Below are 26,496 nucleotides of genomic sequence, written 5' to 3' on the forward strand. Positions count from 1 at the left end.
CTGCCGGGGCGGGGCGTCGTCGTGCGGACCGGTCGTGGGGCGGGGAGCCGTGGGGACGCGGGCTAGCCGACCCGGTGCAGCCAGCGGACCGGGGCGCCGGCGCCCGCATAGCGGAACGGCTCGAGCTCGTCGTCCCAGGCGGTGCCGAGGGCGAGATCGAGCGCCTCGCGCACGCCGCGGCCGTCGTGCGCCGACTCCATCGCGGCCCGGACACGGTCCTCCGGGACGACGACGTTGCCGTGCACGTCCGTCATGGCGTGGAAGATGCCGAGGTCGGGGGTGTGCGACCACCGTGCGCCGTCGGCACCGTGGCTCGCCTCCTCCGTCACCTCGTAGCGCAGGTGGTCCCAGCCCCGCAGGGCAGAGGCCAACCGGGCACCCGTTCCCTGGGCGCCCTGCCACGAGTACTCGGCACGGTAGAGACCGCGCCCCGCCGGCTGGGCAGTCCAGTCCAGCGACACGCGTCCCCCGAGCACGTTGCCCGCCGCCCACTCGAGGTGAGGGCAGAGCGCACGGGGTGCCGAGTGCACGAACAGCACACCGCGGGTAATCGCACCAGCCATGTTGTCCTCCCTGGTTCCGAGGTCCGTCTTCCCCTACGTCCTCGAACCGGTCGGCCTGCTGGTCGGCGAGCTCCGACGGTGTGTCGTCTTGACACATCCTGCCCGATGGCGGGCCGGGGTGCGAGAGGAAACGCAGACTTCATGCGTCCTCTTGAGCACCCCTTGAGGAACTCAGAGGCGTTCGCGCAGCTCCCGCATGGCCTTCTTGCGCACGGTGCGCTCGAGACGGTCCAGGTAGAGCTTGCCGTCCAGGTGGTCGCACTCGTGCTGGAGGCAGCGCGCCATGAGGCCGGTGCCCTCGACGACGAGCTCGTTGCCGTCGAGGTCCGTGCCCACCACGCGGGCGTACCACGCGCGGGTGGTGGGGTACCAGAGCCCCGGCACGGACAGGCAGCCCTCGTCGCCGTCCTGGGTCTCCTCCGAGAGGTCCACGATCCGTGGGTTGAGCACGTAGCCGATCTCGTCGTCGACGTTCCAGGAGAACGCCCGCAGGCTCACGCCGATCTGGTTGGCCGCGAGGCCCGCCCGGCCGTCGGCATCGACGGTCTCGACGAGGTCCTCCACGAGGGACCGGACCCGGTCGTCCACGGTGGTGATCTCATCGCAGGGTGTGCGCAGCACGGGGTCGGGCAGCACCCGGATCTCTCGCATCGCCATGGCCCGCATTCTCCCACGTCGTGGGCGGGTGGGAGCGCCGATTATCACGGTTTGATAACGTGCCGAGCGATGCTACGACCGATGACCGAGTCAACCACGACGCCCGCCCTCGACCCGGGCCGCGCCGCCGCACCCGCGACGGGCCGTCCACGCCTGGCCGCGCTCGACGGGCTGCGCTTCCTGGCCGCGATGGCGGTGCTCGCCTACCACTACGTGGCCGTGAACCACTCCGCCTGGGGTGCCCGCACCGAGGACTCGTTCCCGAACCTCCAGCCGCTGGCCGTGTTCGGGTCGTTCGGGGTCCAGCTGTTCTTCGTGGTCAGCGGCTTCGTCATCCTCATGTCGGCCTGGGGCCGGGACGTGCGGTCCTTCGCCGCGTCCCGCGTCGGGCGCCTCTTCCCCGCGTACTGGCTCTCCGTGGCCGCCGTCGTGCTGCTGCTCGTCGTCGTCGCCCCCGGGCACAAGGACGTGGGGATCCCGGAGACGGCCGCCAACCTCACGATGGTCCAGCGGGCGTTCGGCGTCCAGGACATCGAGTCCGTCTACTGGACCCTGTGGGCCGAGCTGCGGTTCTACGTGCTGGTCGGGGTGCTCCTCGCGTTCGGGATGACGCGCAACCGCCTCGTCGCGTTCGCGGCGGTGTGGCCCGTCGCCGCCGCCGTCGCCGTCCAGTCCGGCAGCACGCTGTGGTCCACCGTGCTGGTCGGCACCGACGCGCCCCTGTTCGCCGGCGGCATGGCGCTGTTCCTGCTCACCAAGGAACGCCGTTCGCTGGTGCTGTGGTCCGTCCTGGGCCTCAACGTCGCCCTCGCCGGCGTGATGTCCGGCCGCAGCCAGTCCCTGCGGATCGCCACCAGCACCGACGTCACGGTCGGGCCGCAGACGTACTGGGTCGCGATCGTCGTCTGCTTCGCGCTCGTCGCCGCCGTCGCCCTCACGCGCCTCGACCGGCTGTCGTGGCGGTGGCTCACCGTCGTGGGCGCCCTGACCTACCCGCTGTACCTGCTGCACTCGTCCTGGGGGCAGTGGATGATCGCCAAGACCAGCCCCCACCTGCCCGCCGGGGTCACGTTCGCGATCGTCACCGTCGTCATGCTCGGCGTCGCCTACCTCGTGCACCGGTTCGTCGAGCGGCCTCTCGGGCCCCGGCTGCGCCGCGCCGTCGCACGCGACCTCGAGCGGGCCGGCCACGCGCTCGGGCACCGCGCGCGGGGGGCACGCAGGGCTCAGGCCCCCGAGCCGGACGCCGCGTCCTCCAGGTAGGCCTCGAGCACGTCGCGCAGCACCAGCGCCTGGTTGCGCTCCGTGTCGCGCGCCGAGTAGAGCAGCGTCAGGCGCCGGTCCCCGGCCCCCAGCGCCGCGAGCTCCGGAACCTCCGGATTGTCCGCGAGCTCTGCGCGGTAGCGGCGCTCGAACTCCTCGAACCTTCCCGGGTCGTGGTGGAACCAGGTCCGCAGGTCCGTCGAGGGCGCGACCTCCTTGCTCCAGCGGTCGAGGTGGGCGTGATCCTTGGAGATCCCGCGCGGCCAGAGCCGGTCCACGAGCACCCGCGCGCCGTCGTCCGGGGCGGGGTCGTCGTACACGCGCTTGACGGTGATGGTCACTCCCCCATGACACCGCGGCGGGCCCGGCGCCGCACCCCGCGACCCGGCGCCGGTATGCTCGCCGCGCGCCCCGTTAGCTCAGCTGGTCAGAGCAGTCGACTCATAATCGATCGGTCGCCGGTTCAAGTCCGGCACGGGGCACCCGCGCGCTCGGGACCGCATCCGCGGCGGCGGGGCCGGATCGGCCCTGCACGGGCGAGATCGACCGCGAGACGACGACGCCGATGACAGATCGACAGAGGTGGATGCGTGAGTATCAGTTCGGGCGGTGCGACCGTCGACGACGACGACGGCACCTGGATCGTCTGGGGAGAGGTCGACGTCGCCGTCGCACAGGACGTCGGCGACATGCTCAGGGCGTCCCTGGACGGACACCCCAAGACGATCGACCTCCGCCGGGTCACCTTTCTCGACTCCTCCGGCCTGCGTCTGCTGCTCCTCGGGGGCACCGCCGAGGAAGGGCCGCTGCTCGTCGGCGCGCCGGCCGCCGTCCGCGACGTCATCACCCTCACCGGGCTCGAGCACACCGTCCGGTTCGCCGAGACCGAGGGCTCGCCGGACTCCGGGGACGACGACGCCTGACCCACCCCGCCGCCGGTCCTCCGGCGGCCGCCCGAACTCGCGCTGGTTCCTGGAGGAGAGTCCTTGGACGACACCGTCAACCCGTCCGTCGTGTCCGGCGTGCCGATGGCACCGCCGCCGACCGGGTACGCCCCCGTCGCGGAATGGGTCCTCGCCGACTCCGTCGAGCTCAGCAGGCTGCGCTCCGCCCTGGCCCGCATCGTCGGGTCCTCGGGCGACGGAGCCACCGCGATGCACGACACCGCCGAGAAGATCGTCCTGATCGCCTCCGAGCTGGCGACGAACGCCCTCCTGCACGGCCTTCCGCCGACCGTCGTCCGCCTGCTGCGTGACGAGCACACCTGGCTCCTCGACGTCGTCGACCACGACGCCGCCGGGGTGCCGAGGGTCGACGGCGGCCGCCCCCCGGGTCACGGCGGGCTCGGCCTCCTCATCGCGGAACGGCTCTCGGCCCACGTGGGGTGGTACACGTCCGGCCCCGCGAAGCACGTGTGGGCGACCTTCCCCCGCGACCAGCGGGGCTGACCTGCGAAGAGGCGGTGACGGGGAGCACGCGAACCGCTATTCTCCCGGGCCATGCTCCGTGTGCTGCCGATGCTGGCCTACCTCGCGCTCGTCGTGTACGCCCTCGTGGACGTCGTCCAGTCCGACGAGGAGGACGGCGGCGGCATCCAGAAGGGTTTCTGGATCCTCATCATCCTGCTGCTCCCGTTCGCCGGGTCGGTCGCGTGGATCGTCGTGAGCCGGCGTGCCCGGGCCGACCGTCGCCCCGCACCGCGGACCGGGTACCCCGCCGGGCCGGTGCCGCCCGCGCAGTACCCGGGGCGGCGGCGCACCTGGGAGGTCGACGAGACCGCCTCGGCCGACCCCGACGACGACCCCGAGATGCGGTGGCTCGTGGAGCAGGCACGCCTCAAGCGCGAGCGCGAGCAGGCAGCGCAGGAGCCGGCCCGGCCGGTGGGCGACGACGAGCAGAGCGCCGCGAGCTGAACGGCCGTGGCTTCCGGCCGAGCAGGTCCGCACGCCCCTGCCGGGATCGCTACGGTGGCGCCATGTGGTTCCGCCGCTCCGCCCTCCCCGACGACCTCCGCCGAGCCCTCCCCCTGGCCCCCGGGGAGCGGGTCCTCGCGTCCGCGCAGCTCGCCGACGACCGCTGGGCCGTGGCGACGACGGCCGACCTGGTCGTCGTCGGCCCGGGCACGGGCGACCCCGTGGCACGGCGCCCGTGGTGCGACGTCGACCGCGGGGTGTTCGACCCCGAGCGGTCCGAGCTGGCGATCGAGTGGGTGGACGCCGCCCCGGACACCGTGCTGCGGCTCGTGGACGCCGAGCGCACCTCGTTCCCCCAGGCCCTGCGCGAGCGGGTCCAGTGGTCCGTGGTGCTGGCCGAGACGGTCGCGGTGCCCGGCGGCGACGTGAAGGTCGCCGTCCGGCGGACCGCGGACGGCACGCTCTTCTCGCAGGCGGTCGCCGGGCAGGGAGTCGACCTCGACGACCCGAGGGTCGCCCGAGTGGTGGACGCCACGGAGTCCAGGGTCCGGGGAGCGTCCGGACTACCCGTGTGAGCCTGGTAATGTTCTTCCCGGTTCGAAGGCCACGTGCCGGACGACCGAGCGATCCCGCGTAGCTCAGCTGGCAGAGCATCCGACTGTTAATCGGACGGTCGTTGGTTCAAGTCCAACCGCGGGAGCAGCGAGAAAGGCCCCTGACCTGCGACGCAGGACAGGGGCCTTCGTCGTGCCCGGTCAGAGGGTGAGCAGGCGCTCCATCAGGTGCGGGGCGAGCGGGGCGTCGGTGGCGAGGACGACGCGGGTGCGCGCGCCGGGCACGTCGGGGTACCCGGCGTACCGGCCGCGTAGGTCGCACACCGTCTGGCCGCGGCCCGGGCCGTCGGTGGCGTCGACGACCACGGGCACGCGCGGCGCCACGGTCGGGGTCACCCCGCCCACCGCGACTGCCGCGGCCAGCGGGTCGTGCAGCGCCGAGCAGCGGCGGCCGAACGTGGGCGCGTGGAAGCCGAAGTACAGGTCCAGCACCTCGCCCAGCCGCGGGGCCAGCGCGGTGCCCGCCTCGAGCAGCGCCTTGCGGTCGGTCTCCTCGAGCAGGTTGGCCATCGTGACGTCGAGCGGCACCAGGGTGACGTCCCAGTCGGCGGCGAGCACCTCGGCGGCCGCCTCGGGGTCGCACGCGATGTTCGCCTCGCCGACCGGCGACACGTTGCCCGGGTGCAGGGCCGCTCCGCCCATGACCGTCACGTCGAGGACCCGCTCCGGGAGCGTCGGGTCGGCCCGCAGCGCGAGGGCGAGGTTGGTCAGCGGGCCGACGGCGACGACGCGCAGGCGCCCGGCGTGCTCGTCCGACAGGCGCAGGAGCAGCTCCGCCGCGGACACCGCCTCGGGCGCTCCGCCGGAGGACGGGAGGACGACGTCGCCCACGCCGTTGCGGCCGTGGACGCCCGGCGCCCCTCCCCCGTAGACGCCCCGCAGCGGGTCGTGCGCGCCGACGGCGACGGGCACGTCGTCACGGCGCCCCAGCGCCAGGAGGTCCAGCGTGTTGGTGGCGGCACGCCGGGCGTCGACGTTGCCGCTGACGGTCCCCACGCCGACCAGCCGGATCTCGGGCGACGCGAGGAGGTAGGCGAGGGCGAGAGAGTCGTCGACTCCCGTGTCGCAGTCGAGGTACAGCGGTGCGGGCGTGGTCACGGTGCGTCCTTCCAGGTCGTGGGAGAGGTCCCAGTGTGGCCCATGACCTGCGGAAGCCCCGGCGGACCAGGTCGACGGCCGCCTCGGGAATACATGCCGCAGGCGCCCGGCTTGTGCCTCACGTGCCCACGACCGGTCATGCCTCTGTCGGCCTGCGCTCCGAGCGCGGCCCCATCCTGCTGTCCCTGATGCTCTCGACGGCGCTCGTCGCGCTCGACGCGACGATCATCGCCACCGCGTCGGCGACCATCGCGCGCGAGCTGGGCGGCTTCGACCAGCTGCCCTGGCTGTTCTCCACCTACCTGCTCGCCCAGGCCGTGAGCACGCCGGTGTTCGGGCGGCTGGCCGACGTGCTCGGCCGCAAGCGGCTGATGCTCGCCGGCGTGGCGCTGTTCTTCGCCGGGTCGGTGCTCGCCGGCGCGGCGCCGACGATGGGCGTGCTGATCGCCGGGCGCGTGGTGCAAGGGCTCGGCGCGGGCGCCGTGATGCCGGTGTCGATGACGATCGCCGCCGACATCTACACCCTGGAGGAGCGGGCGAAGACGCAGGGCTACCTCGCGTCCGTGTGGGCGATCTCCGCCGTCGTCGGCCCGACGCTCGGCGGCGTGTTCTCCCAGTTCACGAGCTGGCGCTGGATCTTCTGGGTGAACATCCCGCTGTGCGCGCTCGCCGCCTGGATGCTGGCGCGCCGCTACCACGAGGCGCCACGCACCGGCGAGCGGGAGCCGATCGACTACCTCGGCGCCGCGCTCCTCGCGGGCGGCAGCACGATGCTGCTGCTCGGCCTGCTCGAGGGCGGCACGCGCTGGGGCTGGGGCTCGCTGCCGTCGGTCGTGATCTTCGCCGTCGCGGTGCTGCTGCTCGCCGCGTTCGCCGTGCAGGCGCGCCGCACCCGGCACCCGATCGTGGACCTCGCCATCCTGCGCCGCCGGGTGGTGGGCGTGTCCACCACGGTCTCGCTGCTCGTGGGCGTGGTCGTGCTCGCCCTGTCCACCTACGTACCGATCTACGCCCAGGCGGTGCTGGGCACCGGCCCGCTCGTCGCCGGCTTCGCGCTGGCCGCGATGACCGTGGGCTGGCCGCTGTCGGCGTCCAACGCCGGCCGCCTCTACCTGCGGATCGGCTTCCGGTACACCGCGGTGATCGGCACGTCGCTCGTCGTGGTCGGCACGTCGCTCACGCTGCTGCTCGCCTCCGGGACGTCGGTGCTCGCCGTCGCGGGCGCCTGCTTCGTCATCGGCGCGGGCATGGGCCTGACGGCCGTGCCGACGCTCATCGCCGCGCAGTCGCAGGCGTCGTTCACCGAGCGGGGCGCCGTGACGGGCACCAACATGTTCGCGCGCTCCCTCGGGTCCGCGGTGGGCGTGGCCGTCTGCGGCGCGATCGTCAACGCGCGCACGACCCTCGGCCCCGACGGCACGCCGGTGGGCCCGGGCCTGATGTCCGCGATCCACCTCGTCTTCGTGCTCCTGGTGGCCGTGGCCGCGGTGCTGGTCGTGCTCGCCGCGCTCATGCCCGCCGACCTGCAGGAGGCCCGCGAGCGCCGCGCCCGCGCCGAGGCCGCCGCCGCCTGACCGCTCACGGCAGGGCAGGCGGCGTCCAGCCCATGACGGCGCGGGTGCCGCGGGTGACCGCCGACGCCGGGGTGCGGCGCATCAGGGCGTTGCGCACCCCCTGCCAGCGCGGCCCCAGGTGCGACCCGAACCTGCCGCTCACGACCGAGGCCCGCGCGAGCGCCCGGCAGCGCGGGCGGCGGGCGGCGTCGTACGCGGCGAGCGCAGCGCCGAGCGACTGCCCGGACGCCACGCCTGCAGCCACGATGCGCCCCACGCAGACGCCGTCCTCCAGGGCGGTGGCCGCTCCCTGGCCCATCGTGGGCAGGGTCGCGTGCGCGGCGTCGCCGACCATGACCACGCGCCCGCGCACGTAGCGCGGCAGCCCGCCGGGCAGATGGTGCACGTCGTGGCGGATCACCGCGCCCGGCGGGTGTCGCTGCGATCACGTGCTGCACCTCCGGCGCCCAGCCCGCGAACCGCTCGACGGCGGCCGCGTGCTCGTCGTCGAGGCGCGTGCCCTCCGGCATCGCCACGTACCCGTACCAGTAGGTGGCGCCGTCGCTGACGGGCATCGAGCCGAACTCCGCGCGCGCACCCCAGTACTGCCGCAGGCTCGGCTCGGCGGACAGCCCGGGGACGACGGCCCGCCAGCTCGAGAACCCCGAGTACGCGGGGAGATGGTCGGGGAACAGCGCCGCACGGACCGCGCTGCGTACGCCGTCGGCCCCCACGACGAGGTCGGCCTCGCGCTCGACCTCCGACCCCGCGCGGTCGGCGTGCTGCATGCGGGCCGGCGCGGCGGGGCCGCCGGCATCGACGGACGTGACGCGGGCGTCCGTCACGACGTCGACACCGAGCGCGCGAGCCCGCTCCAGCAGGGCGCCGTGCAGCCGCGCGCGGTGCACGCCGCGCAGCGCGGTGTCGGCGTCCGCGGCCGGGTCGTCGGGCAGGCGCAGGATCGACCGACCGTGCGCGTCCCACGTGCCCGCGGCCCAGGTACGGGGGCCCATCGCCGCGACGGCGTCGCCGTCCAGCCCCAGCCCGCCGAGGGCGGCCACGGCGTTGGGGGTGAGCGCCACCCCCGCACCCACTTCGCCCAGCCGGTGCGCCCGTTCGAGCACCGTCGCGCCCCAGCCCGCCTCCGCCAGGGCGACGGCGGAGGCGAGCCCACCGATCCCGCCGCCGACCACGATCGCCGTCCCTGTCATACCGTCCTCGACCTTCCGCATCTATACCACTACGTGCGTGGTGGTATAGATCTTGCCATACTGGCGCCCGTGCCCCGGAGCAACCCCGAACGACGCCGCGCGCTGACCGACGCCGCCGTCGGGCTGCTCGTCGGCGCGGGCGTCCACGGCCTCAGCCACCGGTCGGTCGAGCGCGCCGCCGGCCTTCCCGCCGGCACCGCCGCGAACTACTTCCGCGGCCGCGAGGAGCTGCTGGTCGCCACGGCCCAGCGGATCGTGGAGCTGCACCTCGCCGACGCCCGGGCCGCGACGGAGGCGTCCGTGACGGCCGAGCCGCTCGGTGGCGGCCGGCTCGCCGGCGAGGACGGCCGCGCCGAGACGCTCGAGCGGATGACCGACCTCCTCGCCACCTCGCTGCTCGACGCCGCGACCCGGCACCGCGACCGCTACCTCGCGATCGCCGAGCTCCAGCTCGAGGCCCGTCGCCGGCCGGCGCTCGCCGAGGCCCTCGCCGGGCTGGCGACCCAGGCGTCCGACCTCACCGCGGCGATGCACGCGGACACCGGCCTCGACGTCGACCCGGCGGCCGTGCCCACGCTGGTCCTGCTCTACGGCGGGGCGCTGCTGACGCTGGTCACCGGCGCCGTCCCGGTCGACGCCGCCACCACCCGCCGCCTCGCCCGCGCCATGGTGCACGGCAGCCTCGCACCTTCAGGTCAGGCATGACCGTGCCCGTGACCGAAAACTCGTTGAGCTCGCGCCGCGCCCGCTGATAGCTTCGCGGAGGCCGTGCGAGACAGAGCAAGGAGGTGGTACCCGTGAACGGATCGACACAGGTGCTCCTCCGCGGAGTCATGGTCGGGCGATAGGTCGCCCGGGAGCGCCGTTCGCCAGCACTCCCGAGAGGCACGACCATGAACGCCACACCCAGCTCGTCCCTGACCTTCACCGCCGAGCAGCAGCTCGACGACGGCGTCCTCGAGCGCCGCTTCACCCTCGACGCCGTCCCCGGCGTGCTGTGGACGCCGGCGTCCGCCACGCCGGCGGACCCCGCTCCCCTGATCCTGCTCGGCCAGCCCGGCGGGCTCGCCCTGGACCGGATGTACCCGCGGCTCGCGGGACGCGCGCTGCACGCCGCCGCCGACGGCATCGCGACCGTCGCCCTGGAGGGCCCCGGCAACGGCGACCGGCCGCCGCTCCCGGGCGCCGACCAGGCCCGCGCGGACCTGCGGAGGGCGCTGACGGCCGGCGAGCCGGTCACCGACGACCTCATCGACCGCCTGGTGCTCCCGCTGGTCGACCAGGCGGCCCCGGAGTTGCAGTCCGCCCTGGACGCCCTCCTCGACCTGCCTGAGGTCGACGGGGCCGTGGGGTACTCGGGCGGGCTGATCGCCCTGGGCGTCCGCCTGGCGGTGGTCGAGCCGCGCCTCGTGGCCGCCGGGCTCTTCGCCGGGAGCTACGTCCCCCGGGCCACGTTCGAGGAGGCCCGACGTGTCACGATCCCCGTGCACGTGCTGCTGCAGTGGGACGACGAGGGCAACGACCGCCAGGCGGCCCTGGACCTGTTCGACGCCCTCGGCTCGGCGGAGAAGACGCTGCAGGCCAACCTGGGCGGCCACACCGGCGTCCCGGCGTTCGCCGGCGACGACGCGGCACGCTTCTTCGCCCGGCACCTGAGGTGACCCGACGCGACACCCGGCTCCCGTCCGCCGGCCGCTAGGGTCGGCGGATGGGAGTCCTGTCGGCACGGGGGCCGGAGCTCGCGCTCGAGACCGCACGGCTGCGGCTGCGACCCTGGCGCGTCCCGGAGGCCGCCGTCCAGCGCGAGCTGTGGGCCGAGCGCGACCCCCGCGTCCCGCCGCACCGCCGCCTCGACGAGGCGGACCGCCCCACGCTCGACGAGATGGAGGCGTGGATCCGCGACGGCTCCCGCGCGCCCGGGCTCGGCCTGCTGGCCGTGGAACGCCGGGGCGAGGGCGACGTGATCGGGTACTGCGGGTTGATCGACGGAGCCGTCGGGCCCCACGAGCCGGAGGTGGCCTACGAGCTGCTCCGGCGAACCTGGGGCGCCGGGTACGCGACGGAGGCGGCGGAGGCCGTCGTCGGCTGGGCGCGGGAGTCGGGTCATCGACGCCTGTGGTCGACCGTCCGCGACTGGAACGTCGCGTCCCTGCGGGTGCTGGCCAAGGTGGGCTTCGTGGCGTCCGGCCGCGTGGAGCCGGACGACGTCCACGGCGACACGCTGTTCCTGACGCGGAGTCTGTGACCGTCCAGGCAGGACGTCAGGACTCGCCGCGCTCCCGCAGCGTGCGGCGCTGCTGCTCGATGGCGAGCAGGTCGGTGAACGCCTGCTGGTAGGCCTCCGGGTCCTTCTCCTGGTCGAGGCGCTGCAGGCGGCTCTTCGCGTCCGCGATCCGGCGCGTGAGGCCGAGGTCCACGAGGGCACGCACGACGTCGGCCACGTACGCCCCGATGACCGACTCGCGGTCCTCCGGCACGGGCGCGACCGCGAGCTCCGTGACCAGCGGCACCGCCGTCTCGGGCGCCTGCTCGGTCACGGTCTCCACCCACCGGCCCCCGCCCACCTCGCGGCCGGCCGCGACGCCGCCCGCGGCGCGCACGGCGTCGTGCACCGCACGCCAGGCGGGGACGCCGAACGCGTCGTCGCCGAGCTCGTCGAACGACGCCGGCACGTGCTGCGGGTACTGCAGGACGACGATCAGGGCCTGGCGCTCCAGCCGGGCCACGGGGTCGCGCGGGTCGGGCGCGGCGAGCACGGGCGTCGCCGGGGCGGCCTCGGGTTCCGGGCGCGCGTCCCGGCGCTGGTCCTGACGGGCGCCGCGCGACGGCGACGACGCGGCCCGCGCGACCTCGCGGCGGACGTCTTCCGTGTCGATGCCGATCCAGCGCGCGAGCGAGCGGGAGTACCCGAGCTGCATCGACCGGTCACGGATCCCCGCGACCAGCGGCGCGGCCGCGCGCAGGGCTCCGACGCGCCCCTCGACGGTGTCGAGGTCGAACGTGTCGAGGGTGGTGCGGATGACGAACTCGAACAGCGGCTGCCGCCCGTCGACCAGCGCCCGCACCCCCTCGGGGCCGCGGGACATGCGCAGCTCGCAGGGGTCCATCCCGCCGGGCTCGACGGCGACGAAGGTCTGGGCGTGGAAGCGCTGGTCCTCTCCGAACGCGCGCACGGCGGCCTTCTGCCCGGCGGCGTCGCCGTCGAACGTGAAGATCACCTCGCCGCCCAGGGAGGCCCCCGACGCGAGCTGCAGGCCGCCGCCCGCCGTGGTGTCGCCGAGCAGGCGGCGCACCACCTTGGCGTGGTCGCCGCCGAACGCGGTGCCGCAGGTCGCCACCGCCGAGTCCACCCCGGACAGGTGGGCGGCCATGACGTCGGTGTAGCCCTCGACGATCACCACGCGCTTGCCCTGCGCGATGGACTTCTTGGCCAGGTCGATCCCGTACAGGACCTGGGACTTCTTGTAGAGCGACGTCTCGGGGGTGTTGAGGTACTTGGGCCCCTGGTCCTCGTCGTACAGCCGGCGCGCGCCGAAGCCGATCACCGCGCCCGTGACGTCACGGATCGGCCACACGAGGCGTCCGCGGAACCGGTCGTAGATACCGCGCTGCCCCTGGCTGACCAGCCCCGACGCGACGAGCTCCGCCTGCGTGAAGCCCCGACCCTGCAGGTGGCGCAGCAGCGCGTCCCAGCCCGTCGGGGCGTAGCCCACGCCGAAGTGCTCGGCGTCGGCACGGTCGAAGCTGCGCTCGGCGAGGAACGCCCGCCCGGCCTGCGCCCCCGGCCCGAAGAGCTGCTCGGAGTAGAACTCGGCGGCCACCCTGTGCGCCTCGATCAGGCGCTGCCGCCTGCCCGGCTCCTCGCGCGGGCCGCGGTCGGCGGCCGCGCCGGTGCGGGAGTCCTCGTAGCGCAGCTGCACGCCCGCCCGGTCGGCGAGGAACTCGACCGCGTCCGTGAACCCCATCCCGTCGATCTTCTGGACGAACGAGATGACGTCGCCGCCCTCGCCGCAGCCGAAGCAGTGCCAGCGCCCGACGCCCGGCCGCACGTGGAACGACGGCGTGCGCTCGTCGTGGAAGGGGCACAGCCCCTTGAGGGAGCCGACACCGGCGGGCTTGAGGGTGACGTGGGCGGAGACGATCTCCTCGATCCGTGCGCGTTCCCGTACCGCCTCGACGTCCTCGCGCTTGATCAGTCCCGCCACGGCCCCGAGTCTATGCGCGCCCGGCGGCGACCAGGTCGGCCGTCCCCGCCGGACCGTCGGCGGCGGGCGACAGGGCGCGGTCGAGAGCCGCCCGCGACGCGGCGCACCGGCGACCGTAGGTGGCCGGCGGCGTCCCGAGGGCGCGCGCGAAGTCCGCGCTCAGGTGCGCCTGGTCGTAGTAGCCGACCGCGGCGGCGAGGTCGGCGAGGGGGCGCCCAGGGTCCGCCGCCAGCAGGTCGGCGGCCAGGTGCACCCGGTGGCGCTGCAGCACCCACTTGGGGCTGACCCCGACCCAGTCGGCGAACAGCCGCTGCAGCGAGCGCGGCGTCGTGCCCACCAGGTCGGCGAGGTCCGCGACGCCGGCGTCCGGGCCCAGCTCCCCCGCGACCACCGCGCCGAGCACGCGGGCGACCCGGTCGAGGGCGACGGCGGCGCGGGGCGTGCGCCTCTCGGCCGCCACGGCCCGCAGCACCGGGGTGACGGCCGCGACCGCTGCCGTGTCGTCCCCCGCGCGGGCGGCGGCCACCGCCCGGCGGCCGGCGTCCTCGACGTCGGCGGCGGACGGACCCCGCGGGCCGGGGAGCGCGACCCCGGCCGGCACCACGAGCCCGGGCCGCAGCGCGCCGGCGCCGCCGACCAGCACCCGCAGCGCACCGGGGCGCAGCTTGGTGCCCAGCACGGCGCCCGACCCCCGCAGGGTCCGCGAGAACAGGCCGCCCGGGATCCCGTGCACGGCGAACCCTTCGGCCTCGGCCACCACGTTGGCGCTCGGGTGCGGGATCACCACCTGGGTGAACTCCGCCCCGGGCGGCAGGTCCCAGCGGACCACCCAGTGGCGCTCCACGAGGTCGGCCAGGTCGGGCGCCGGGTCCAGGCGCACGAGCGCGAACCCGCCGCGCGCCGCGGCGGGATCGACCAGCCCTCGGGTGGACGCCGTCGGTCCCCGCGGACCGGCCCCGAGCGCATCCGGTTCGAACACCTGTCGCATTCCTCCAAGACTGCCCCCACCCACCGACACCAGCATGGGGAACGCACGCCGGGACCGCCCGGACGCACGCTGGAGGGAGAACCATGGACCTGTCACCGCTGCACCCGAACCTCACGGTCGCCGACCCGCGCGCCGCGATCGACTTCTACGTCGCCGGCTTCGGCGCCGAGGTGATCGACACCATCACCGCCGGGGACGCGATCATCCATTCCGACCTGCGGATCTCCACCGCCGCCGGGTCGTCGACTTTCACCGTGGCCGCCGCGTTCCCCGCCGACGGCGCGGTGGCGCCCGAGGCCGACGGCGGGACCACCGGCTCGTTCACGCTGAACGTGGACGACGCCGACGCGGCGCACGCCCGCGCGGTCGCCGCGGGCGCGACGAGCACGCAGGAGCCCGGCGACTGGTTCCCGGGGTTCCGGCAGGCCGCCGTGCGCTGCCCGGCCGGGCACCGGTGGTTCTTCGCCCAGGTGGCCGACGACGTCACCGCCGCCGACGTGCAGCGTGCCAGCGACGCCTGGATGGCCCAGCAGCAGGGCTGAGGCTCGTCGGGCAGCGCGTCAGGCCCGGCAGACCAGCCGGTCGTGCCACTGCAGGGCCGAGACGTCGGTGAGCGACGCCACCTGGTCGACGACGACGCGCAGCCGCGCGGCGTCGTCGGCCGCGCTCCGCCAGTCGGCGGCGAACGGCGCCTCCAGGGCGTCCGGGGCGCGCTCCGTCAGGAAGTCGACGAGCTCCGCGATGATCTCGCGCTGGGCGCCGTACACCGGCTCGGACTCGCGCGGCGCCATCACGTACGCGACCGCGACGCCCTTGAGGGCGAGGATCTCGTCGGCCGTCTCCTGCGGCACCACGAGCCGGGCCACGTAGCGGGTGAGAGGGCCGTCGCCGAACACCTCGCGCGTCGCGTCCTGCGCCGCCCCGCTGAACCGGCCGATGAGCTGGCTGGTCGCGTCCTTGAGGCGGGCGAGCGCCCGCCGCGAGCCGTCGAAGTCGGTCACCAGGTACCCGGTGTCGCGCAGCCGGCACAGCGCCGCGTCGATGGCGTCCGGCTCGTGCCAGCTCCCGTACCAGGCGCGCACGTGCGCGGCGACGCGCGCCCGCTCGCCCGCGTCGTCCAGCACCCGCAGGTCGAGCCGGCCGCCCACGACCGCGTCCTCGACGTCGTGCACGGAGTAGCTGATGTCGTCGGCGAGGTCCATGACCTGCGCCTCCATGCACCGCGCCCGCCCGCGCGGCGCGCCGCGGCGCAGCCACTCGAAGACCGGCCGGTCGTCGGGGTAGACGCCGAACTTCGGCGTGGGCGCGCCGTCGGGGCGCGCCGGGCCGGCGCCGAACGCCCAGGGGTACTTCACGCTGGCGTCGAGGCTCGCGCGGGTGAGGTTGAGGCCGCGGGGCGAGCCGTCGCCGGCGAAGATCTTGGGCTCCAGCCGCGTGAGCAGCCGCAGCGTCTGGGCGTTGCCCTCGAAGCCGCCGATGCCCTCCGCCACCTCCGCGAGGGCGCGCTCCCCGTTGTGCCCGAACGGCGGGTGGCCGAGGTCGTGCGTGAGGCACGCCGTGTCCACGAGGTCCGGGTCGCAGCCGAGCGCGCGCCCCATCTCCCGGCCCACCTGGGCCACCTCGAGGGAGTGCGTCAGCCGCGTGCGCACGAAGTCGTCGCTGCCGGGCCCCAGCACCTGCGTCTTCGCGCCGAGGCGGCGCAGGCCCGAGGAGTGCACCACGCGGGCGCGGTCGCGCTCGAACGCCGTGCGGTGCTTCGACTTGGGCGGCTCCGGGTACCAGCGCTCGGTGTCCGCGTCGGTGTACGACCCGAGCCACTCCTCCGGCACACCGGGGTGCGCCGCGGGGCCCATCACCTCGGCGTCGAACGCGCCCTGCTCGAACGTCTGCACGCTGGCAGCCTAGCGATCGCCGCCGACGCGCCCGACCTCAGGACGACGTGACCGCCCGGCCGCGGTAGACCGCCGTCCGCAGCTCCTGCTCCCACTCCGCGTACCGGGGCATGCCGAGCTCGCGCGCCACGGCGAGCTCGGCCTCGACGTCGTAGGGCACGCGCACGTGCTGGAGGCCGAACGGCCCCGGCTCCGGGGAGCCCGCCACGCCCTCGAGGATCGCGTACACCGGGGTCGGGTCGTCCAGGGGGTTGCCCACGCTGCCGGTGTTGAACAGCGCACGGCCGCGGTAGGTCTCGAGGTAGGCGTCGTGCACGTCGCCGTACCCCACGACCGTGGGCTCGGGCCCTGGCCCGGTGAGGTCCGTCGCGGCGAACATCCCCGCGAACTCCTCCGGCGTGTGGTGGAAGTGCACGCGCGTGTGCACGCTCGTGGCCGACGCGTGGAACAGCCGCACCCGCCGGCCCGACAGCAGCAGGTCGTGGCTCAGCGGCTTGGCGCCGAGCCACGCCAGCTGGTCGGGGCGCAGCTCGTCGCGCCACCACACCATCTCCGGCGGCGCGTCGCCGTCGAGCCGCGGCAGGAAGTCGTCCCAGTTGCCGCGGACGTCCGCCTCGCACACCTCGCGCAGGCGGTCGACGACGGCGCTCCCGCGCGGCCCCTTGCCCGCGTCGTCGCCGAGGTTGATCACGCGCGTGATCCCCCGCGCGGCGACGTCGGCGAGCACCGCCTCGAGCGCGCCGAGGTTGCCGTGGACGTCGGAGACGACGGCGATGCGGTCCAGGTCACGGGGCACGAGGGCGATGCTGCCAGACCAGCGTCAGGCGAGCCGGACGACGGCGACGCCCGGCCCGTCGCCGGCGACGTCGAGGCCGTCCGCGGTCGCGCGGACGGCGACGCCGCCGTACAGCACCTCCGGCTCCGCGCCCGGCGCGAGCAGGTGGCCCGGCAGACCCACGCCGGGCCAGGGCGCGCGGGCCAGCACCACGAGCACGCGCTCGTCCGGCGTCTCACGCAGGTAGGCCACGGCGTCGTCGTGCACCACCGCCCAGCGCAGGCCGCCGTCGCGCAGGGCCGCCGACGCCGAGCGCAGCGCGGACAAGCGCTGGTAGACGTCCAGCGTGGCCGTGTCCCACCGCGGGCCGCCGTGCGCGGCCTGGTCCCACGCCATCGTCGTGCGGGCGTGCTCACCGTTGGTACCGGTGGCGCCGACCTCGTCGCCCGCGAACACGACGGGCGCCCCCGGGTAGGTGAACAGCAGCGTCGCCGCCACCTCGACCAGCTCCCGTGAGCCGACGATCGACCGCAGCCGCGGGGTGTCGTGCGAGCCCAGCATGTTCCACTGCGTGGCCGTCACGCCCCAGGGCACCAGGGCCGCGACCTCGCGCATCGTCTCCACCATCGCGGCGGCCGGGCGGCGGGGCACCGGCACGGGCAGGTCGAGGAACGGCACGTCGGATCCGGCGGGGACCAGCCACGACCAGGCGGGGCGGGTGAAGCCCGCGTAGTTCATGTTCGCGTGCCAGCCGTCGCCGGCCAGGTCCCCGGCGGCGTCGTGGAAGTGCTCCGCGACCAGCGCGCCGTCGGGCCGCTCCGCGAGGATGCGCGCGCGCAGCGCCCGCGCGACGGCGTGCGTGCGGTCCGCGCTCCCCCGCCGCCCGGTCATGTTGGCCACGTCCACCCGCCAGCCGTCGAGGGCGAAGGGTTCGCGCAGGTACCGCGCGATCACGGCGTCGTCCCCCGTGACCATGCGCCGCCACGTCTCGTCGGCCGCCCAGTCGAGCTTCGGCAGCGAGCCGTGCCCGAGCCAGCCGACGTACGGGTCGCCGCCGCCCCCGGACCGGTCGGGCCGCACGACGTCCGGCCCGCCGTCGTCCCACAGGTACAGGTCGCGCTCGGGCGACGCCGGGTCCGCGAGCGCGCGGGCGAACCACTCGTGCCCCTCGCCGGTGTGGTTGGTCGTCACGTCGCCCATGAGACGCATCCCGCGCGCGTGCACGGCGCGGGCGAGCCGCGCGTACGCAGCGTCGCCGCCGAGCAGCGGGTCGACCTGGTCGAAGGTGGCCGCGTCGTACCGGTGGTTCGACCGGCCCGGGAAGACGGGTGTCAGGTACAGCGTGCGCACGCCGAGCGCCTGGAGGTGGTCGAGATGCCCGACGACGCCGTCGAGGTCGCCGCCGAAGAGCTGCGTGCCGGCCAGCGGGCCGGAGCCGGCGGGCTCGTCGTCCCACGCGGCGGGGACGGCCCACTCCGGCGTCGGCCGGCCGTCCGCCGCGGCGGAGCGCGCGAACCGGTCGGGGAACACCTGGTAGGCGAGCCCGTCGCGCAGCCACGCCGGCGCCGGTACGTGGGTGCTGAGCCGGAAGCTCGCGGCGTCGGGCACCTCGCGGTCGTGCACGCCGCGGCCGTCGAGCCAGCGGTAGCCGCCCGGCACATCGAGGAAGAAGCGGTAGGACGTCACCGGGTGGTGCGCGACGACGTCGGCCGCGTACCAGTCCTCGTGCGCGTCGCCGCCGTCGCGGCGGGCGGGCAGCAGGCGGGGCTCGCCGTCGCGCACGGTCCGGACGCGGACGTCGCGCACGGCCGCGCCCTTCGGCACGCGCACGCGCACGGTGACCTCGTCGCCCAGCGCCGGCGTCGTGGTCGGGGCGAACAGGGCGGAGCCGTCGTGGTGCGGGGCGTCGAGCAGCGTGCGGGCGGGCCGCGCTGCGGGCCCGGTGGTCGACGCGGTCGTGGTGGTGGTCATGTCGTCCTCTCGTCGGTTCGGCGGGCGGGCCGCCGACCGGCGCGAGGACGGTTCAGCGGCGGCGGCGCCCGATCGCCCACCCGGCGGCGAGCGCGATTGCGATCCCGACGAGCTGACCGCCGAGGATCACCTTGTTGAGGTCCAGCACGGGGTGGTAGCGGGTGCCCTCGGCGGAGACCACGAAGACGCCCAGCGGCTTCACGCGCAGGCCGTAGCCCCCGCCGCCGCCACCGCCCTCGCCGTGCCCCTCGCCGTGGGCCTCGCCCTGCAGCTCGCCCTTGGCGTCGCCCTGGGCCTCGCCCGAGCCCTCGCCGTGCGCGGAACCACCGCCGCGGGGGTCCTCGCCCGCGGACGTCGCGCCCGCGTCGTCCGTGGGCGCGGCCGCGTCGGCACCGCCCGAGCCGACGCTGAACGAGCGGCGCCAGCCCGGCGACGAGCCCTCGCCGGAGCTCGATCCGGTCCCCCGCCCGGACCCGCTGCCGGAGCCCGTGCCCGCACCGTGCCCCGAGCCGTTGCCGGCGCCCCCGCCGGAACCGGTGCCGATCCCGCCCCACACCTTGGCGACGGGGATGACGAGCTGACCTTCGTGCTGGTAGGGCTCGCCGTACGCGCGGCGCACGGAGAACGAGTCGTCGGCGGCGTCGGTGAGACGCGCGAGGTCCGGGGAGTAGGAGCGCGAGTCGTCGGTCATGACGCCCAGGCTAGGACCGCGCTGTGGCGGCCGCCACAAGGATCGCGGGTGGATCGCAGGTCGATCCGCGCGAACCTCGTGGCGGCCGTCGGCCGGTGGAAGCCTCAGCCCTTGACGGAGCCCGCCGTCAGGCCGCCCACGATGTACTTCTGCAGGAAGAGGAACAGCGCGAGCACGGGGATCGCCGACAGCACGGCGCCCGCCGCGAAGAGGCCCCAGTTGGCCTCGAGCAGCGACGACACCCAGCCGTACAGCCCCACGGCCAGCGTCCAGTTCGACTCCGACTGGAGCACCACGCGGGCGATGATGAACTCGCCGAACGTGCTGATGAAGCTCAAAAGCGCCACCACGGCGAGGATGGGCGTCACCAGGCGCAGGATGATCGTCCAGTACACCTGGGCGTGCGAGGCGCCGTCGATCTTGGCCGCCTCGTCGAGCTCCCGCGGCACGGTGTTGAAGAACCCGTACATGAGGAACGTGTTCACGCCCAGGGCGCCGCCGAGGTAGACGCAGATCAGCGCGAGCTTGGAGTTCAGGCCCAGCGCCGGGACGACCTCCCCGAGGGAGATGAGCAGCAGGAAGATCGCGACGAACGCGAGCATCTGCGGGAACATCTGGATGATCAGCAGCGACGTCAGGCCCAGGCGGCGGCCGGCGAACCGGAACCGCGAGAAGGCGTACGCCGCCGCGGCCCCCATGAGCACGGTGCCCACGGCCGTCGCGACGCCGATGACGAGCGTGTTGCCCATCCACGTCCAGAACTTCGTGTCGCCCAGCTCGGCGTAGTTCACGCCGCTCACCTGCGCGAACAGCTGGTTCGACCCGGTGAGGGTGCCGGAGGGCGACAGCGAGGCCGACACGACGTAGACGATCGGGAAGACGGCGTACAGCACCGCCAGCACGCCGACGACGTGCCGCCAGCCCAGCTCCCGGGCCCAGCGAGCCGGCTTCATCCGGTGCCGCAGCACCTGCTCCCCCGCGCCCGTCGCCGCGGGCCGTCGGCGCGAGCTCGCGCGGTCGGTCGACGTCGTCATCAGCTCAGCTCCTCGAGCTTGCGGGTCTGGCGGAACGCGATGGCGGAGATGACCCCGACCACCACGAAGATCACGATGGACAGCGCGCTCGCGAGGCCGTAGTCGCGCGGCGCCGACCCGTCGAGCCCGGACACGTTGTAGACCATCGAGATGAGGATGTCCGTGTGCCCCAGCGGCACCGACGCGTCGTCGAACCGTGGCCCGCCGCCCGTCAGCATCTTGATCAGGGTGAAGTTGTTGAAGTTGAAGGCGAAGCTCGAGATGAGCAGCGGCGCGGTGGCCACGAGCAGCAGCGGCATCGTGATCGAGCGCCACGTGCGCCACTTGCCGGCGCCGTCGATCCGCGCGGCCTCGTACACGTCGCCCGGCAGCGACTGCAGCGCACCCGTGCAGATGAGGAACATGTACGGGAAGCCGAGCCACAGGTTCACCCCGAGCACGGACAGCTTGGCGAGCCAGGGGTCGGTGAGCCACGGGATCGCCGCCCCGCCCAGCAGCACCTGGTTGATGACGCCGAAGCTCTTGTTGAGCATGCCGGACCACAGCAGGGCCGCGAGGAACCCCGGCATCGCGTACGGCAGGATCATCAGGGTCCGGTAGACCTTGCGCCCCTTCAGCCGCGGGTCGTTGAAGACCATCGCCAGGAACATGCCCAGCGCGAACGTCGTCACCACGGACAGCACCGCGAACGCGAACGTCCACAGCAGGATCTTGACGAAGGGTCCCGCGTACCGCTCGTCGCCGAACGCCGTCGCGAAGTTCTCGAAGCCCACCGTCACGCGCCAGCCGACGGGCAGCGTCTCGCCGTCGGCGGACTCGAACTGCCCCTCGTCGTTCGGCGTGTACACCACGCCGGTCGACGTGTCGGTCATCGTGTCGGCGGCCTCGTCGTACTCCAGCACCGGCTGGAAGACGTAGCCCGTCCGGGCGTCCTGCGTGCGCACCGAGCCGTCGGCGGCGTCGTCGGACACGGGCACCCGCAGCGTGGTGACCTCGTCCTGCCGCTGCAGCACGGTGGCGCGGTCCAGCACCGTCCAGCCCGGCACCGCGGTCACGGTCCCGCCGTCGAGCGTCGCGTCGGGGGCGGCCGCGAGCGGCTCCTCGGCGCTGCCGACCTCCGCGGCACCGTCCTCGACGACGGCGAAACCGAGCTCGCCGTCCCCGTTCTCCACGACCGTCAGCGGCAGGGCCGGCGACCCCTCGACGCGGCGCTCGTTCTGCGCCAGCAGGGCGTCGACCGCCTGCTCCTGGGTGGAGTTGTGGCCGTCGCCATAGTTGGTGAAGGCCACGTAGCCGGTGTAGCCGACGACGTACACCTGGTACACGAGCAGGAACGCCAGCCCCGGCAGGATGTACTTCAGCGGCAGGGCGCGCTTGGTGAAGTACACCCAGTTCGCGGCGACGAGCAGCGCCACCATGGCCGCGAGGATCCCCCACGACCCGGCACGCCACGCGGCGAGCACGCCGAAGACGCCGAGCGCGTCCACGAGCGCGATGAGCACGAGCTTGACGGCGAAGCCGGCTCCGGAGAAGGTCCCGGAGCCGGCCTCGGCGCCCTTGTAGCGGGCACGCGACATCAGCCGAGCGCACCCTCGATGTCGGAGACCATCTTGTTCCAGGCCTTGACCGGGTCGTCGGCCTTGCCCGAGATGATGCTCGCCTCGGTGACGCCCCAGAAGGACCAGACCGAACCCATCTCCGGGATGGACGGCATCGGCACGGCGGAGGCGCCGACCTCGCGGAAGCCCGCGACCAGCGGGTCCTCGGACGCGGCGTCCGCGGCCTCGACCAGCGCCGGCGGGCGGCCGCCGGCCTCGAACAGCGCCGTCTGCGCCTCGGGCGTCGACATGTAGTTGACGAGGAAGTCGTTCGCGAGCAGGGCGTTCTTGCTCTGCGCGCTCACGTAGAAGCCCTGGACGCCCACGAACGGCTGCGCGGGCTGGTCGCCCGGCGCCGGGATCGGGTCGACGGCGAGGTCGAGGTCCTTGAACTGCTCGAGCATCCACGGGCCGCCGATCACGAACGGCGACTGGCCCTTGGCGAACGCCTCGACCGCGATGTCGTAGGAGATGTCGATGCTGAGGTTGCCCTCCTCGCCCTGCTCACCGAGCCACGTGGCGAACGCCTCGCCGTTCTCGCCGCCGAGGGCGAGCTCCGGACGGTACGAGCCGTCGTCGTTCTGCTCGAAGACCGGCGCGCCGAACGACGTCTGGAACGGGTAGTACGTGTACGGGTCGCCCTTGTCGCCGTCCGACTGGATGAGGAACGGGAACTTGGTGTCGGCCTTCTTCCCCGCGGCGACCATGTCGTCGTAGGTCGTCGGGGCCTCGGGCGCGAGCTCCGTGTTGCGGATGAGCGCGATGTTCTCGATGGCGTACGGCAGGCCGTAGACCTGGCCGTCCTGGGTGAACGCCTGCACCGAGACCGGGATGAAGTCGCCCGCCTTGTCGCCGAGCTCGATCGGCGCCACCACACCGTTGGCGGTGAACTCGCCGAGCCAGTCGTGGGCGCCGACGGTGATGTCGGGGCCCTCGCCCGTGGGGACCTGGGCGAGGAAGTCGGCGCGGATGTCCTCGAAGTTCTTCTGGACGATCTCGACGTCGACGCCGGACTCCGCCTCGTACGCCTCGGCGGCCGTCGTCACCGCGGCCTCGCGGGTCTCGTCGACCCAGACCGTCAGCGAGCCCGAGGCCGAGGGCTTGGCGCTCGCGTCCGCGTCGGCGCTCGAGTCGCCGCTCGGCTCGCCGCTGCCGCACGCCGTCAGGGCCAGGGTGGTGGCCAGGGCCGAGGCGAGAAGGATGCTCCTTCGCATCGTGGTTACTCCCAGCTGTCATCGGTGGACGGCCCACGCGGCGCTCTCGTCGCGGGGCCCTTGATGCCCACAACGTACGGACCGTTGCAGCGGTATGCAAGATCTTGCGATAACTTTTCAGCAACGCGCGGCAACGAGGAGGCATCGCGCAGGCGACCGGCGGCCGACCCGCCGGCGTCCCACCCCAGGACGAGGAGGTCCCGTGTCCCCTACGATTCCTCGGGTGCGAACCCGACTGAGCGACCTGGCGGAGCAGGCAGGCGTGTCGACGGCCACCGTCTCCCGCGTGCTCAACGGCAAGCCCGGCGTGGCCAGCTCCACCCGGCAGGCCGTGCTCGCGGCGCTCGACGTCCTCGGGTACGAGCGCCCGTCCGTGCTGCGCGGCCGCTCCGCGGGACTCGTCGGCCTCATCGTCCCCGAGCTGACCAACCCGGTCTTCCCCGCGTTCGCGCAGGCGATCGAGTCGATCCTCGCCCAGCGCGGCTACACCCCGCTGCTGTGCACGCAGGCGCCGGGCGGCACCACCGAGGACGAGTACGTCAGCACGCTGGTGGACCACTCCGTCGACGGCATCGTCTTCGTCTCCGGACTGCACGCGGACACCCGCGCGGACCACACCCGGTACTCGATGCTGCGCAGCCAGGGCGTACCGATCGTGCTGGTCAACGGCTACGCCCCGGGGATCGACGCCCCGTTCGTGTCTCCCGACGACGCCGCCAGCGTGGACGTCGCGGTGCAGCACCTGGTCACCCTCGGGCACCGCCGCATCGGCCTCGCGATCGGCCCCGAGCGCTACGTCCCGTCGCGCCGCAAGCTCGCCGCCTTCCTCGCCGCGCTCGTGCGACACGGTCTGGCCGACGACGAGGCGACGGCCCGGGAGCACGTGCGCTCCAGCCTGTACACGCTCGAGGGCGGGCGGGCCGCGGCCGCCGAGCTCGTCGACGCGGGCCACACCGCGATCGTCTGCGCGTCGGACCTCATGGCCCTCGGCGCGGTCCGCGCCGCCCGCTCGAAGGGGCTGTCCGTGCCCGACGACGTGTCGGTCGTCGGGTACGACGACGCGCCGCTCATCGCGTTCACCGAACCTCCCCTGACGACCGTGCGGCAGCCGGTCGAGGCCATGGCCCGGGCCACCGTGAGCGCCCTCCTCACGGAGATCCAGGGCGAGCAGGCGACGCGCACGGAGCTGCTGTTCGCGCCGGAGCTGGTCGTGCGCGGCTCGACGGGGGCCGCGCCGAGGGGCTGACAGGGGTCATTTCGGGGGGTGGTGCTGCAACCCTTGCAGCAACGCTTACACTCGACGGTCTGACACGGATCGACCGACCGTGCCGACCCCCGGACCCCGATCAGGTGAGGAAGCCAGCGATGACCTCCACCCAGCCCATCCCCGCCGCGGCCACGGTCGACGGCGCGGCCGACGACCTGCTCCGCACCGGCGCCGTCGTGCACGCCGGGAGCGGCGTCGCGCGGCAGTGGTGGCGCGACGCCGTGATCTACCAGGTCTACCCGCGCTCGTTCGCCGACGCGAACGGCGACGGCATCGGCGACATCCCCGGTGTGACCGCCCGGCTGGACCACCTCGAGACGCTCGGCGTCGACGCCGTCTGGCTGTCCCCGTTCTACCGCTCCCCGCAGAACGACGCGGGCTACGACGTCGCCGACTACCGCGACGTCGACCCGCTGTTCGGCACCCTCGCCGACTTCGACGACCTGCTCGCCGGCGCCCACGCCCGCGGGATCCGCGTCATCGTCGACCTCGTGCCGAACCACACCTCCGACCAGCACGCCTGGTTCCAGCAGGCGCTCGCCGCCGCCCCCGGTTCCCCCGAGCGGGCGCGGTACATGTTCCGCGACGGCCGCGGCGCCGACGGCTCGCAGGAGCCCAACAACTGGCAGTCGATCTTCGGCGGCCCCGCCTGGACGCGCGTCACCGAGGCGGACGGCACCGCCGGACAGTGGTACCTGCACCTGTTCGACTCGACGCAGCCCGACCTCGACTGGACCAACCCGCAGGTGCGCTCCGAGTTCGAGGACGTGCTGCGGTTCTGGCTCGACCGGGGTGTCGACGGGTTCCGCGTCGACGTCGCGCACGGCATGATCAAGGCCGACGGCCTGCCCGACTGGGACGGGCACGTCGAGATGGTCGCCGGCAGCGCGGACGATGCCGACGACGCCGCCGTCACCGACCCCGGCGCGCCCGAGGACGGCTCCACGGGCGCCGGCAACCAGGGCCCCATGTTCGACCAGGACGGCGTGCACGAGATCTACCGCGCCTGGCACCGGGTGCTCGCCGAGTACGACGGCGACCGCTGCCTCGTCGCCGAGGCGTGGGTGGAGCCGCTGAGCCGCCTCGCCCGCTACGTGCGCCCGGACGAGATGCACCAGGCGTTCAACTTCTCGTTCCTCACCACCGGCTGGGACGCCGCCGCGCTGCGCACCGTCGTCGAGGCGTCGTACCGCGCGAACGACGAGGTCGGCGCGCCCACCACCTGGGTGCTGTCCAACCACGACGTCGTGCGCCACCCGTCGCGCCTCGGTTCCGCCGACCCGTCGCTCAAGGTCAACGGCGTCTTCGCGACCGACCCCCAGCCCGACGAGGAGCTCGGCCTGCGCCGCGCCCGCGCCGCCAGCCTGCTCATGCTCGGCCTTCCCGGGTCGGCCTACCTCTTCCAGGGCGAGGAGCTCGGGCTGCCCGAGCACACCTCCCTGCCGAACGAGGTCCGCCAGGACCCGGGTCACTTCCGCACCGGCGGCGCCGAGGCCGGCCGCGACGGCTGCCGCGTGCCGCTGCCCTGGGCGGCCGACGCCCCCGGGTTCGGCTTCGGGCCGGCCGGCGAGCCGTGGCTGCCGCAGCCCGCGTCGTTCGCGCGCTACGCCGCCGACGCGCAGTACGGCGTCCCGGGCTCGACCTTCGAGACCTACCGCGGCGCCCTCGCGCTGCGCAAGGCCGAGGGCCTGGGCCAGGGCGCCCTCGCGTGGCTGGACGCCTGGTCCGACTCGCCGCACGTCGTCGCGCTGCGCAACCAGGACGTCGTCGTGGTGGCGAACCTGGGCACCGAGCCGGTGCTGCTGCCCCGCGGCGCGAAGGTGCTGCTCGCCTCCGGGCCGGTCATGACCGACCGTTCCGCGGACCCGCGGACCCGCGTCCCCGCCGACACCACGGTCTGGCTCCGCGCCTGACGGCCCCGCCGAAGTAGCACGAGAACTGCCGAGGTAGTTCGTGACTCCGCGAGGTAGTGCACTACCTCGCGAGAAC

At 74.2% G+C, this 26,496-nt stretch carries 26 protein-coding genes, 2 tRNA genes and 1 pseudogene; 14 read left to right on the top strand and 15 right to left on the bottom strand.

Translation table 11 applies throughout. From position 1 onward, the window contains the following. Positions 1–62: 62 nt before the first annotated feature. Together ACFQ80_RS19845 and def are read right to left on the bottom strand one after the other, a co-directional pair. Positions 63–563, bottom strand: coding sequence for a DUF3145 domain-containing protein (locus tag ACFQ80_RS19845; RefSeq protein ID WP_429732474.1), 501 nt, complete (start codon positions 561–563; stop codon positions 63–65). Between the two features lie 171 nt (positions 564–734). Beyond that, positions 735–1,220 carry a peptide deformylase gene (gene def, locus ACFQ80_RS19850; protein ID WP_430564856.1) on the bottom strand — a complete coding sequence of 162 codons (486 nt, stop codon included), beginning with the start codon at positions 1,218–1,220 and terminating at the stop codon, positions 735–737. Between the two features lie 81 nt (positions 1,221–1,301). Between def and ACFQ80_RS19855 the strand changes: the two genes are divergently transcribed. Next, positions 1,302–2,483: an acyltransferase family protein gene (locus ACFQ80_RS19855; protein WP_430550027.1), complete on the top strand. Its 1,182-nt coding sequence runs from the start codon at positions 1,302–1,304 to the stop codon at positions 2,481–2,483. On the opposite strand, the gene ACFQ80_RS19860 is transcribed toward ACFQ80_RS19855, so the two are convergent. Further along, positions 2,447–2,824 (bottom strand): DUF488 domain-containing protein, encoded by a 378-nt coding sequence (locus ACFQ80_RS19860; protein WP_430564857.1) that lies wholly within the window; start codon positions 2,822–2,824, stop codon positions 2,447–2,449. The genes ACFQ80_RS19855 and ACFQ80_RS19860 overlap by 37 nt on opposite strands. 67 nt (positions 2,825–2,891) lie before the next feature. On the opposite strand from ACFQ80_RS19860, the gene ACFQ80_RS19865 reads away from it, so the two are divergent. From ACFQ80_RS19865 to ACFQ80_RS19890, 6 genes are all read left to right on the top strand, one after another. Next, a tRNA-Ile gene (locus ACFQ80_RS19865) sits at positions 2,892–2,965 on the top strand. Between the two features lie 108 nt (positions 2,966–3,073). Next, the gene (locus ACFQ80_RS19870) at positions 3,074–3,406 is read left to right on the top strand and encodes an STAS domain-containing protein (RefSeq protein WP_430564858.1); all 333 of its coding nucleotides are present in this window, start codon (positions 3,074–3,076) and stop codon (positions 3,404–3,406) included. A 63-nt stretch (positions 3,407–3,469) separates the two neighbouring features. After that, a complete protein-coding gene (locus ACFQ80_RS19875) occupies positions 3,470–3,931 on the top strand; it encodes an ATP-binding protein (protein ID WP_430550030.1) in 462 nt (153 codons plus the stop codon). Positions 3,932–3,982: 51 nt separating this feature from the next. Next, on the top strand, positions 3,983–4,396 hold the full coding sequence (locus ACFQ80_RS19880) for a PLD nuclease N-terminal domain-containing protein (protein WP_430564859.1): 414 nt from the start codon (positions 3,983–3,985) through the stop codon (positions 4,394–4,396). Positions 4,397–4,458: 62 nt separating this feature from the next. Next, positions 4,459–4,971, top strand: a complete 513-nt coding sequence (locus ACFQ80_RS19885) for a hypothetical protein (RefSeq protein ID WP_430564860.1) — start codon at positions 4,459–4,461, stop codon at positions 4,969–4,971. A 52-nt stretch (positions 4,972–5,023) separates the two neighbouring features. After that, a tRNA-Asn gene (locus ACFQ80_RS19890) sits at positions 5,024–5,096 on the top strand. A 55-nt stretch (positions 5,097–5,151) separates the two neighbouring features. Here ACFQ80_RS19890 and ACFQ80_RS19895 read toward each other — a convergent pair. Continuing rightward, the gene (locus ACFQ80_RS19895) at positions 5,152–6,108 is read right to left on the bottom strand and encodes a nucleoside hydrolase (protein WP_430564861.1); all 957 of its coding nucleotides are present in this window, start codon (positions 6,106–6,108) and stop codon (positions 5,152–5,154) included. Positions 6,109–6,230: 122 nt separating this feature from the next. On the opposite strand from ACFQ80_RS19895, the gene ACFQ80_RS19900 reads away from it, so the two are divergent. Then, positions 6,231–7,682: an MDR family MFS transporter gene (locus tag ACFQ80_RS19900; protein ID WP_430564862.1), complete on the top strand. Its 1,452-nt coding sequence runs from the start codon at positions 6,231–6,233 to the stop codon at positions 7,680–7,682. 4 nt (positions 7,683–7,686) lie between these two features. Here the strand turns inward: ACFQ80_RS19900 and ACFQ80_RS19905 are convergent, their stop codons facing one another. Together ACFQ80_RS19905 and ACFQ80_RS19910 are read right to left on the bottom strand one after the other, a co-directional pair. Further along, on the bottom strand, positions 7,687–8,082 hold the full coding sequence (locus tag ACFQ80_RS19905) for an FAD-dependent monooxygenase (protein ID WP_430564863.1): 396 nt from the start codon (positions 8,080–8,082) through the stop codon (positions 7,687–7,689). A gap of 304 nt (positions 8,083–8,386) precedes the next feature. Beyond that, a pseudogene (locus ACFQ80_RS19910) lies at positions 8,387–8,893 on the bottom strand (FAD-dependent monooxygenase); the annotation flags it as partial. A gap of 48 nt (positions 8,894–8,941) precedes the next feature. On the opposite strand from ACFQ80_RS19910, the gene ACFQ80_RS19915 reads away from it, so the two are divergent. From ACFQ80_RS19915 to ACFQ80_RS19925, 3 genes are all read left to right on the top strand, one after another. Then, complete coding sequence (locus ACFQ80_RS19915) at positions 8,942–9,577, top strand: TetR/AcrR family transcriptional regulator (protein ID WP_430564864.1); 636 nt, start codon at positions 8,942–8,944, stop codon at positions 9,575–9,577. A 188-nt stretch (positions 9,578–9,765) separates the two neighbouring features. Further along, positions 9,766–10,533: an alpha/beta hydrolase family protein gene (locus tag ACFQ80_RS19920; RefSeq protein ID WP_430564865.1), complete on the top strand. Its 768-nt coding sequence runs from the start codon at positions 9,766–9,768 to the stop codon at positions 10,531–10,533. Between the two features lie 47 nt (positions 10,534–10,580). Continuing rightward, positions 10,581–11,117 (top strand): GNAT family N-acetyltransferase, encoded by a 537-nt coding sequence (locus ACFQ80_RS19925; protein WP_430550038.1) that lies wholly within the window; start codon positions 10,581–10,583, stop codon positions 11,115–11,117. 16 nt (positions 11,118–11,133) lie between these two features. Here ACFQ80_RS19925 and dnaG read toward each other — a convergent pair whose 3' ends face one another. Together dnaG and ACFQ80_RS19935 are read right to left on the bottom strand one after the other, a co-directional pair. After that, positions 11,134–13,077, bottom strand: coding sequence for a DNA primase (dnaG, locus tag ACFQ80_RS19930; RefSeq protein ID WP_430564866.1), 1,944 nt, complete (start codon positions 13,075–13,077; stop codon positions 11,134–11,136). Between the two features lie 10 nt (positions 13,078–13,087). After that, the gene (locus ACFQ80_RS19935; protein WP_430564867.1) at positions 13,088–14,056 is read right to left on the bottom strand and encodes a helix-turn-helix domain-containing protein; all 969 of its coding nucleotides are present in this window, start codon (positions 14,054–14,056) and stop codon (positions 13,088–13,090) included. A 92-nt stretch (positions 14,057–14,148) separates the two neighbouring features. Here ACFQ80_RS19935 and ACFQ80_RS19940 point away from each other — a divergent pair, with 92 nt between their 5' ends. Further along, positions 14,149–14,607 carry a VOC family protein gene (locus ACFQ80_RS19940; RefSeq protein WP_430564868.1) on the top strand — a complete coding sequence of 153 codons (459 nt, stop codon included), beginning with the start codon at positions 14,149–14,151 and terminating at the stop codon, positions 14,605–14,607. An 18-nt stretch (positions 14,608–14,625) separates the two neighbouring features. Here the strand turns inward: ACFQ80_RS19940 and ACFQ80_RS19945 are convergent, their stop codons facing one another. From ACFQ80_RS19945 to ACFQ80_RS19975, 7 genes are all read right to left on the bottom strand, one after another. Next, positions 14,626–15,918: a deoxyguanosinetriphosphate triphosphohydrolase gene (locus ACFQ80_RS19945; RefSeq protein ID WP_430564874.1), complete on the bottom strand. Its 1,293-nt coding sequence runs from the start codon at positions 15,916–15,918 to the stop codon at positions 14,626–14,628. A gap of 76 nt (positions 15,919–15,994) precedes the next feature. Continuing rightward, the gene (locus tag ACFQ80_RS19950) at positions 15,995–16,753 is read right to left on the bottom strand and encodes a metallophosphoesterase family protein (RefSeq protein ID WP_430564869.1); all 759 of its coding nucleotides are present in this window, start codon (positions 16,751–16,753) and stop codon (positions 15,995–15,997) included. A gap of 24 nt (positions 16,754–16,777) precedes the next feature. Beyond that, a complete protein-coding gene (locus ACFQ80_RS19955; RefSeq protein ID WP_430564870.1) occupies positions 16,778–18,703 on the bottom strand; it encodes a glycoside hydrolase family 13 protein in 1,926 nt (641 codons plus the stop codon). Positions 18,704–18,755: 52 nt separating this feature from the next. After that, positions 18,756–19,394 carry a hypothetical protein gene (locus ACFQ80_RS19960; protein WP_430550044.1) on the bottom strand — a complete coding sequence of 213 codons (639 nt, stop codon included), beginning with the start codon at positions 19,392–19,394 and terminating at the stop codon, positions 18,756–18,758. A gap of 104 nt (positions 19,395–19,498) precedes the next feature. After that, positions 19,499–20,428: a sugar ABC transporter permease gene (locus ACFQ80_RS19965; protein WP_430550045.1), complete on the bottom strand. Its 930-nt coding sequence runs from the start codon at positions 20,426–20,428 to the stop codon at positions 19,499–19,501. Further along, positions 20,428–22,005 (bottom strand): ABC transporter permease subunit, encoded by a 1,578-nt coding sequence (locus tag ACFQ80_RS19970; RefSeq protein WP_430564871.1) that lies wholly within the window; start codon positions 22,003–22,005, stop codon positions 20,428–20,430. Before ACFQ80_RS19970 ends, ACFQ80_RS19965 begins: the two co-directional genes overlap by 1 nt. Continuing rightward, positions 22,005–23,240, bottom strand: a complete 1,236-nt coding sequence (locus tag ACFQ80_RS19975) for an extracellular solute-binding protein (RefSeq protein WP_430564872.1) — start codon at positions 23,238–23,240, stop codon at positions 22,005–22,007. Before ACFQ80_RS19975 ends, ACFQ80_RS19970 begins: the two co-directional genes overlap by 1 nt. Positions 23,241–23,463: 223 nt before the next feature. On the opposite strand from ACFQ80_RS19975, the gene ACFQ80_RS19980 reads away from it, so the two are divergent. Beyond that, positions 23,464–24,486 (top strand): LacI family DNA-binding transcriptional regulator, encoded by a 1,023-nt coding sequence (locus ACFQ80_RS19980; RefSeq protein WP_430550048.1) that lies wholly within the window; start codon positions 23,464–23,466, stop codon positions 24,484–24,486. A 119-nt stretch (positions 24,487–24,605) separates the two neighbouring features. After that, positions 24,606–26,420 carry a glycoside hydrolase family 13 protein gene (locus ACFQ80_RS19985; RefSeq protein ID WP_430564873.1) on the top strand — a complete coding sequence of 605 codons (1,815 nt, stop codon included), beginning with the start codon at positions 24,606–24,608 and terminating at the stop codon, positions 26,418–26,420. The last annotated feature ends 76 nt before the right edge of the window (positions 26,421–26,496 follow it).

The organism is Isoptericola sp. NPDC056578 (assembly GCF_042793275.1).
Lineage (GTDB): Bacteria > Actinomycetota > Actinomycetes > Actinomycetales > Cellulomonadaceae > Isoptericola.

Excerpts from the sequence above, each read along its gene's own strand:
- ACFQ80_RS19845 (WP_429732474.1), bottom strand. The coding sequence starts at position 563 with ATGGCTGGTGCGATTACCCGCGGTGTGCTGTTCGTGCACTCGGCACCC.
- def (WP_430564856.1), bottom strand. The coding sequence starts at position 1,220 with ATGGCGATGCGAGAGATCCGGGTGCTGCCCGACCCCGTGCTGCGCACA.
- ACFQ80_RS19855 (WP_430550027.1), top strand. The coding sequence starts at position 1,302 with ATGACCGAGTCAACCACGACGCCCGCCCTCGACCCGGGCCGCGCCGCC.
- ACFQ80_RS19880 (WP_430564859.1), top strand. The coding sequence starts at position 3,983 with ATGCTCCGTGTGCTGCCGATGCTGGCCTACCTCGCGCTCGTCGTGTAC.
- ACFQ80_RS19885 (WP_430564860.1), top strand. The coding sequence starts at position 4,459 with ATGTGGTTCCGCCGCTCCGCCCTCCCCGACGACCTCCGCCGAGCCCTC.
- ACFQ80_RS19920 (WP_430564865.1), top strand. The coding sequence starts at position 9,766 with ATGAACGCCACACCCAGCTCGTCCCTGACCTTCACCGCCGAGCAGCAG.
- ACFQ80_RS19925 (WP_430550038.1), top strand. The coding sequence starts at position 10,581 with ATGGGAGTCCTGTCGGCACGGGGGCCGGAGCTCGCGCTCGAGACCGCA.
- ACFQ80_RS19940 (WP_430564868.1), top strand. The coding sequence starts at position 14,149 with ATGGACCTGTCACCGCTGCACCCGAACCTCACGGTCGCCGACCCGCGC.
- ACFQ80_RS19945 (WP_430564874.1), bottom strand. The coding sequence starts at position 15,918 with ATGGGCCCCGCGGCGCACCCCGGTGTGCCGGAGGAGTGGCTCGGGTCG.
- ACFQ80_RS19955 (WP_430564870.1), bottom strand. The coding sequence starts at position 18,703 with ATGACCACCACCACGACCGCGTCGACCACCGGGCCCGCAGCGCGGCCC.
- ACFQ80_RS19960 (WP_430550044.1), bottom strand. The coding sequence starts at position 19,394 with ATGACCGACGACTCGCGCTCCTACTCCCCGGACCTCGCGCGTCTCACC.
- ACFQ80_RS19965 (WP_430550045.1), bottom strand. The coding sequence starts at position 20,428 with ATGACGACGTCGACCGACCGCGCGAGCTCGCGCCGACGGCCCGCGGCG.
- ACFQ80_RS19970 (WP_430564871.1), bottom strand. The coding sequence starts at position 22,005 with ATGTCGCGTGCCCGCTACAAGGGCGCCGAGGCCGGCTCCGGGACCTTC.
- ACFQ80_RS19975 (WP_430564872.1), bottom strand. The coding sequence starts at position 23,240 with ATGCGAAGGAGCATCCTTCTCGCCTCGGCCCTGGCCACCACCCTGGCC.
- ACFQ80_RS19985 (WP_430564873.1), top strand. The coding sequence starts at position 24,606 with ATGACCTCCACCCAGCCCATCCCCGCCGCGGCCACGGTCGACGGCGCG.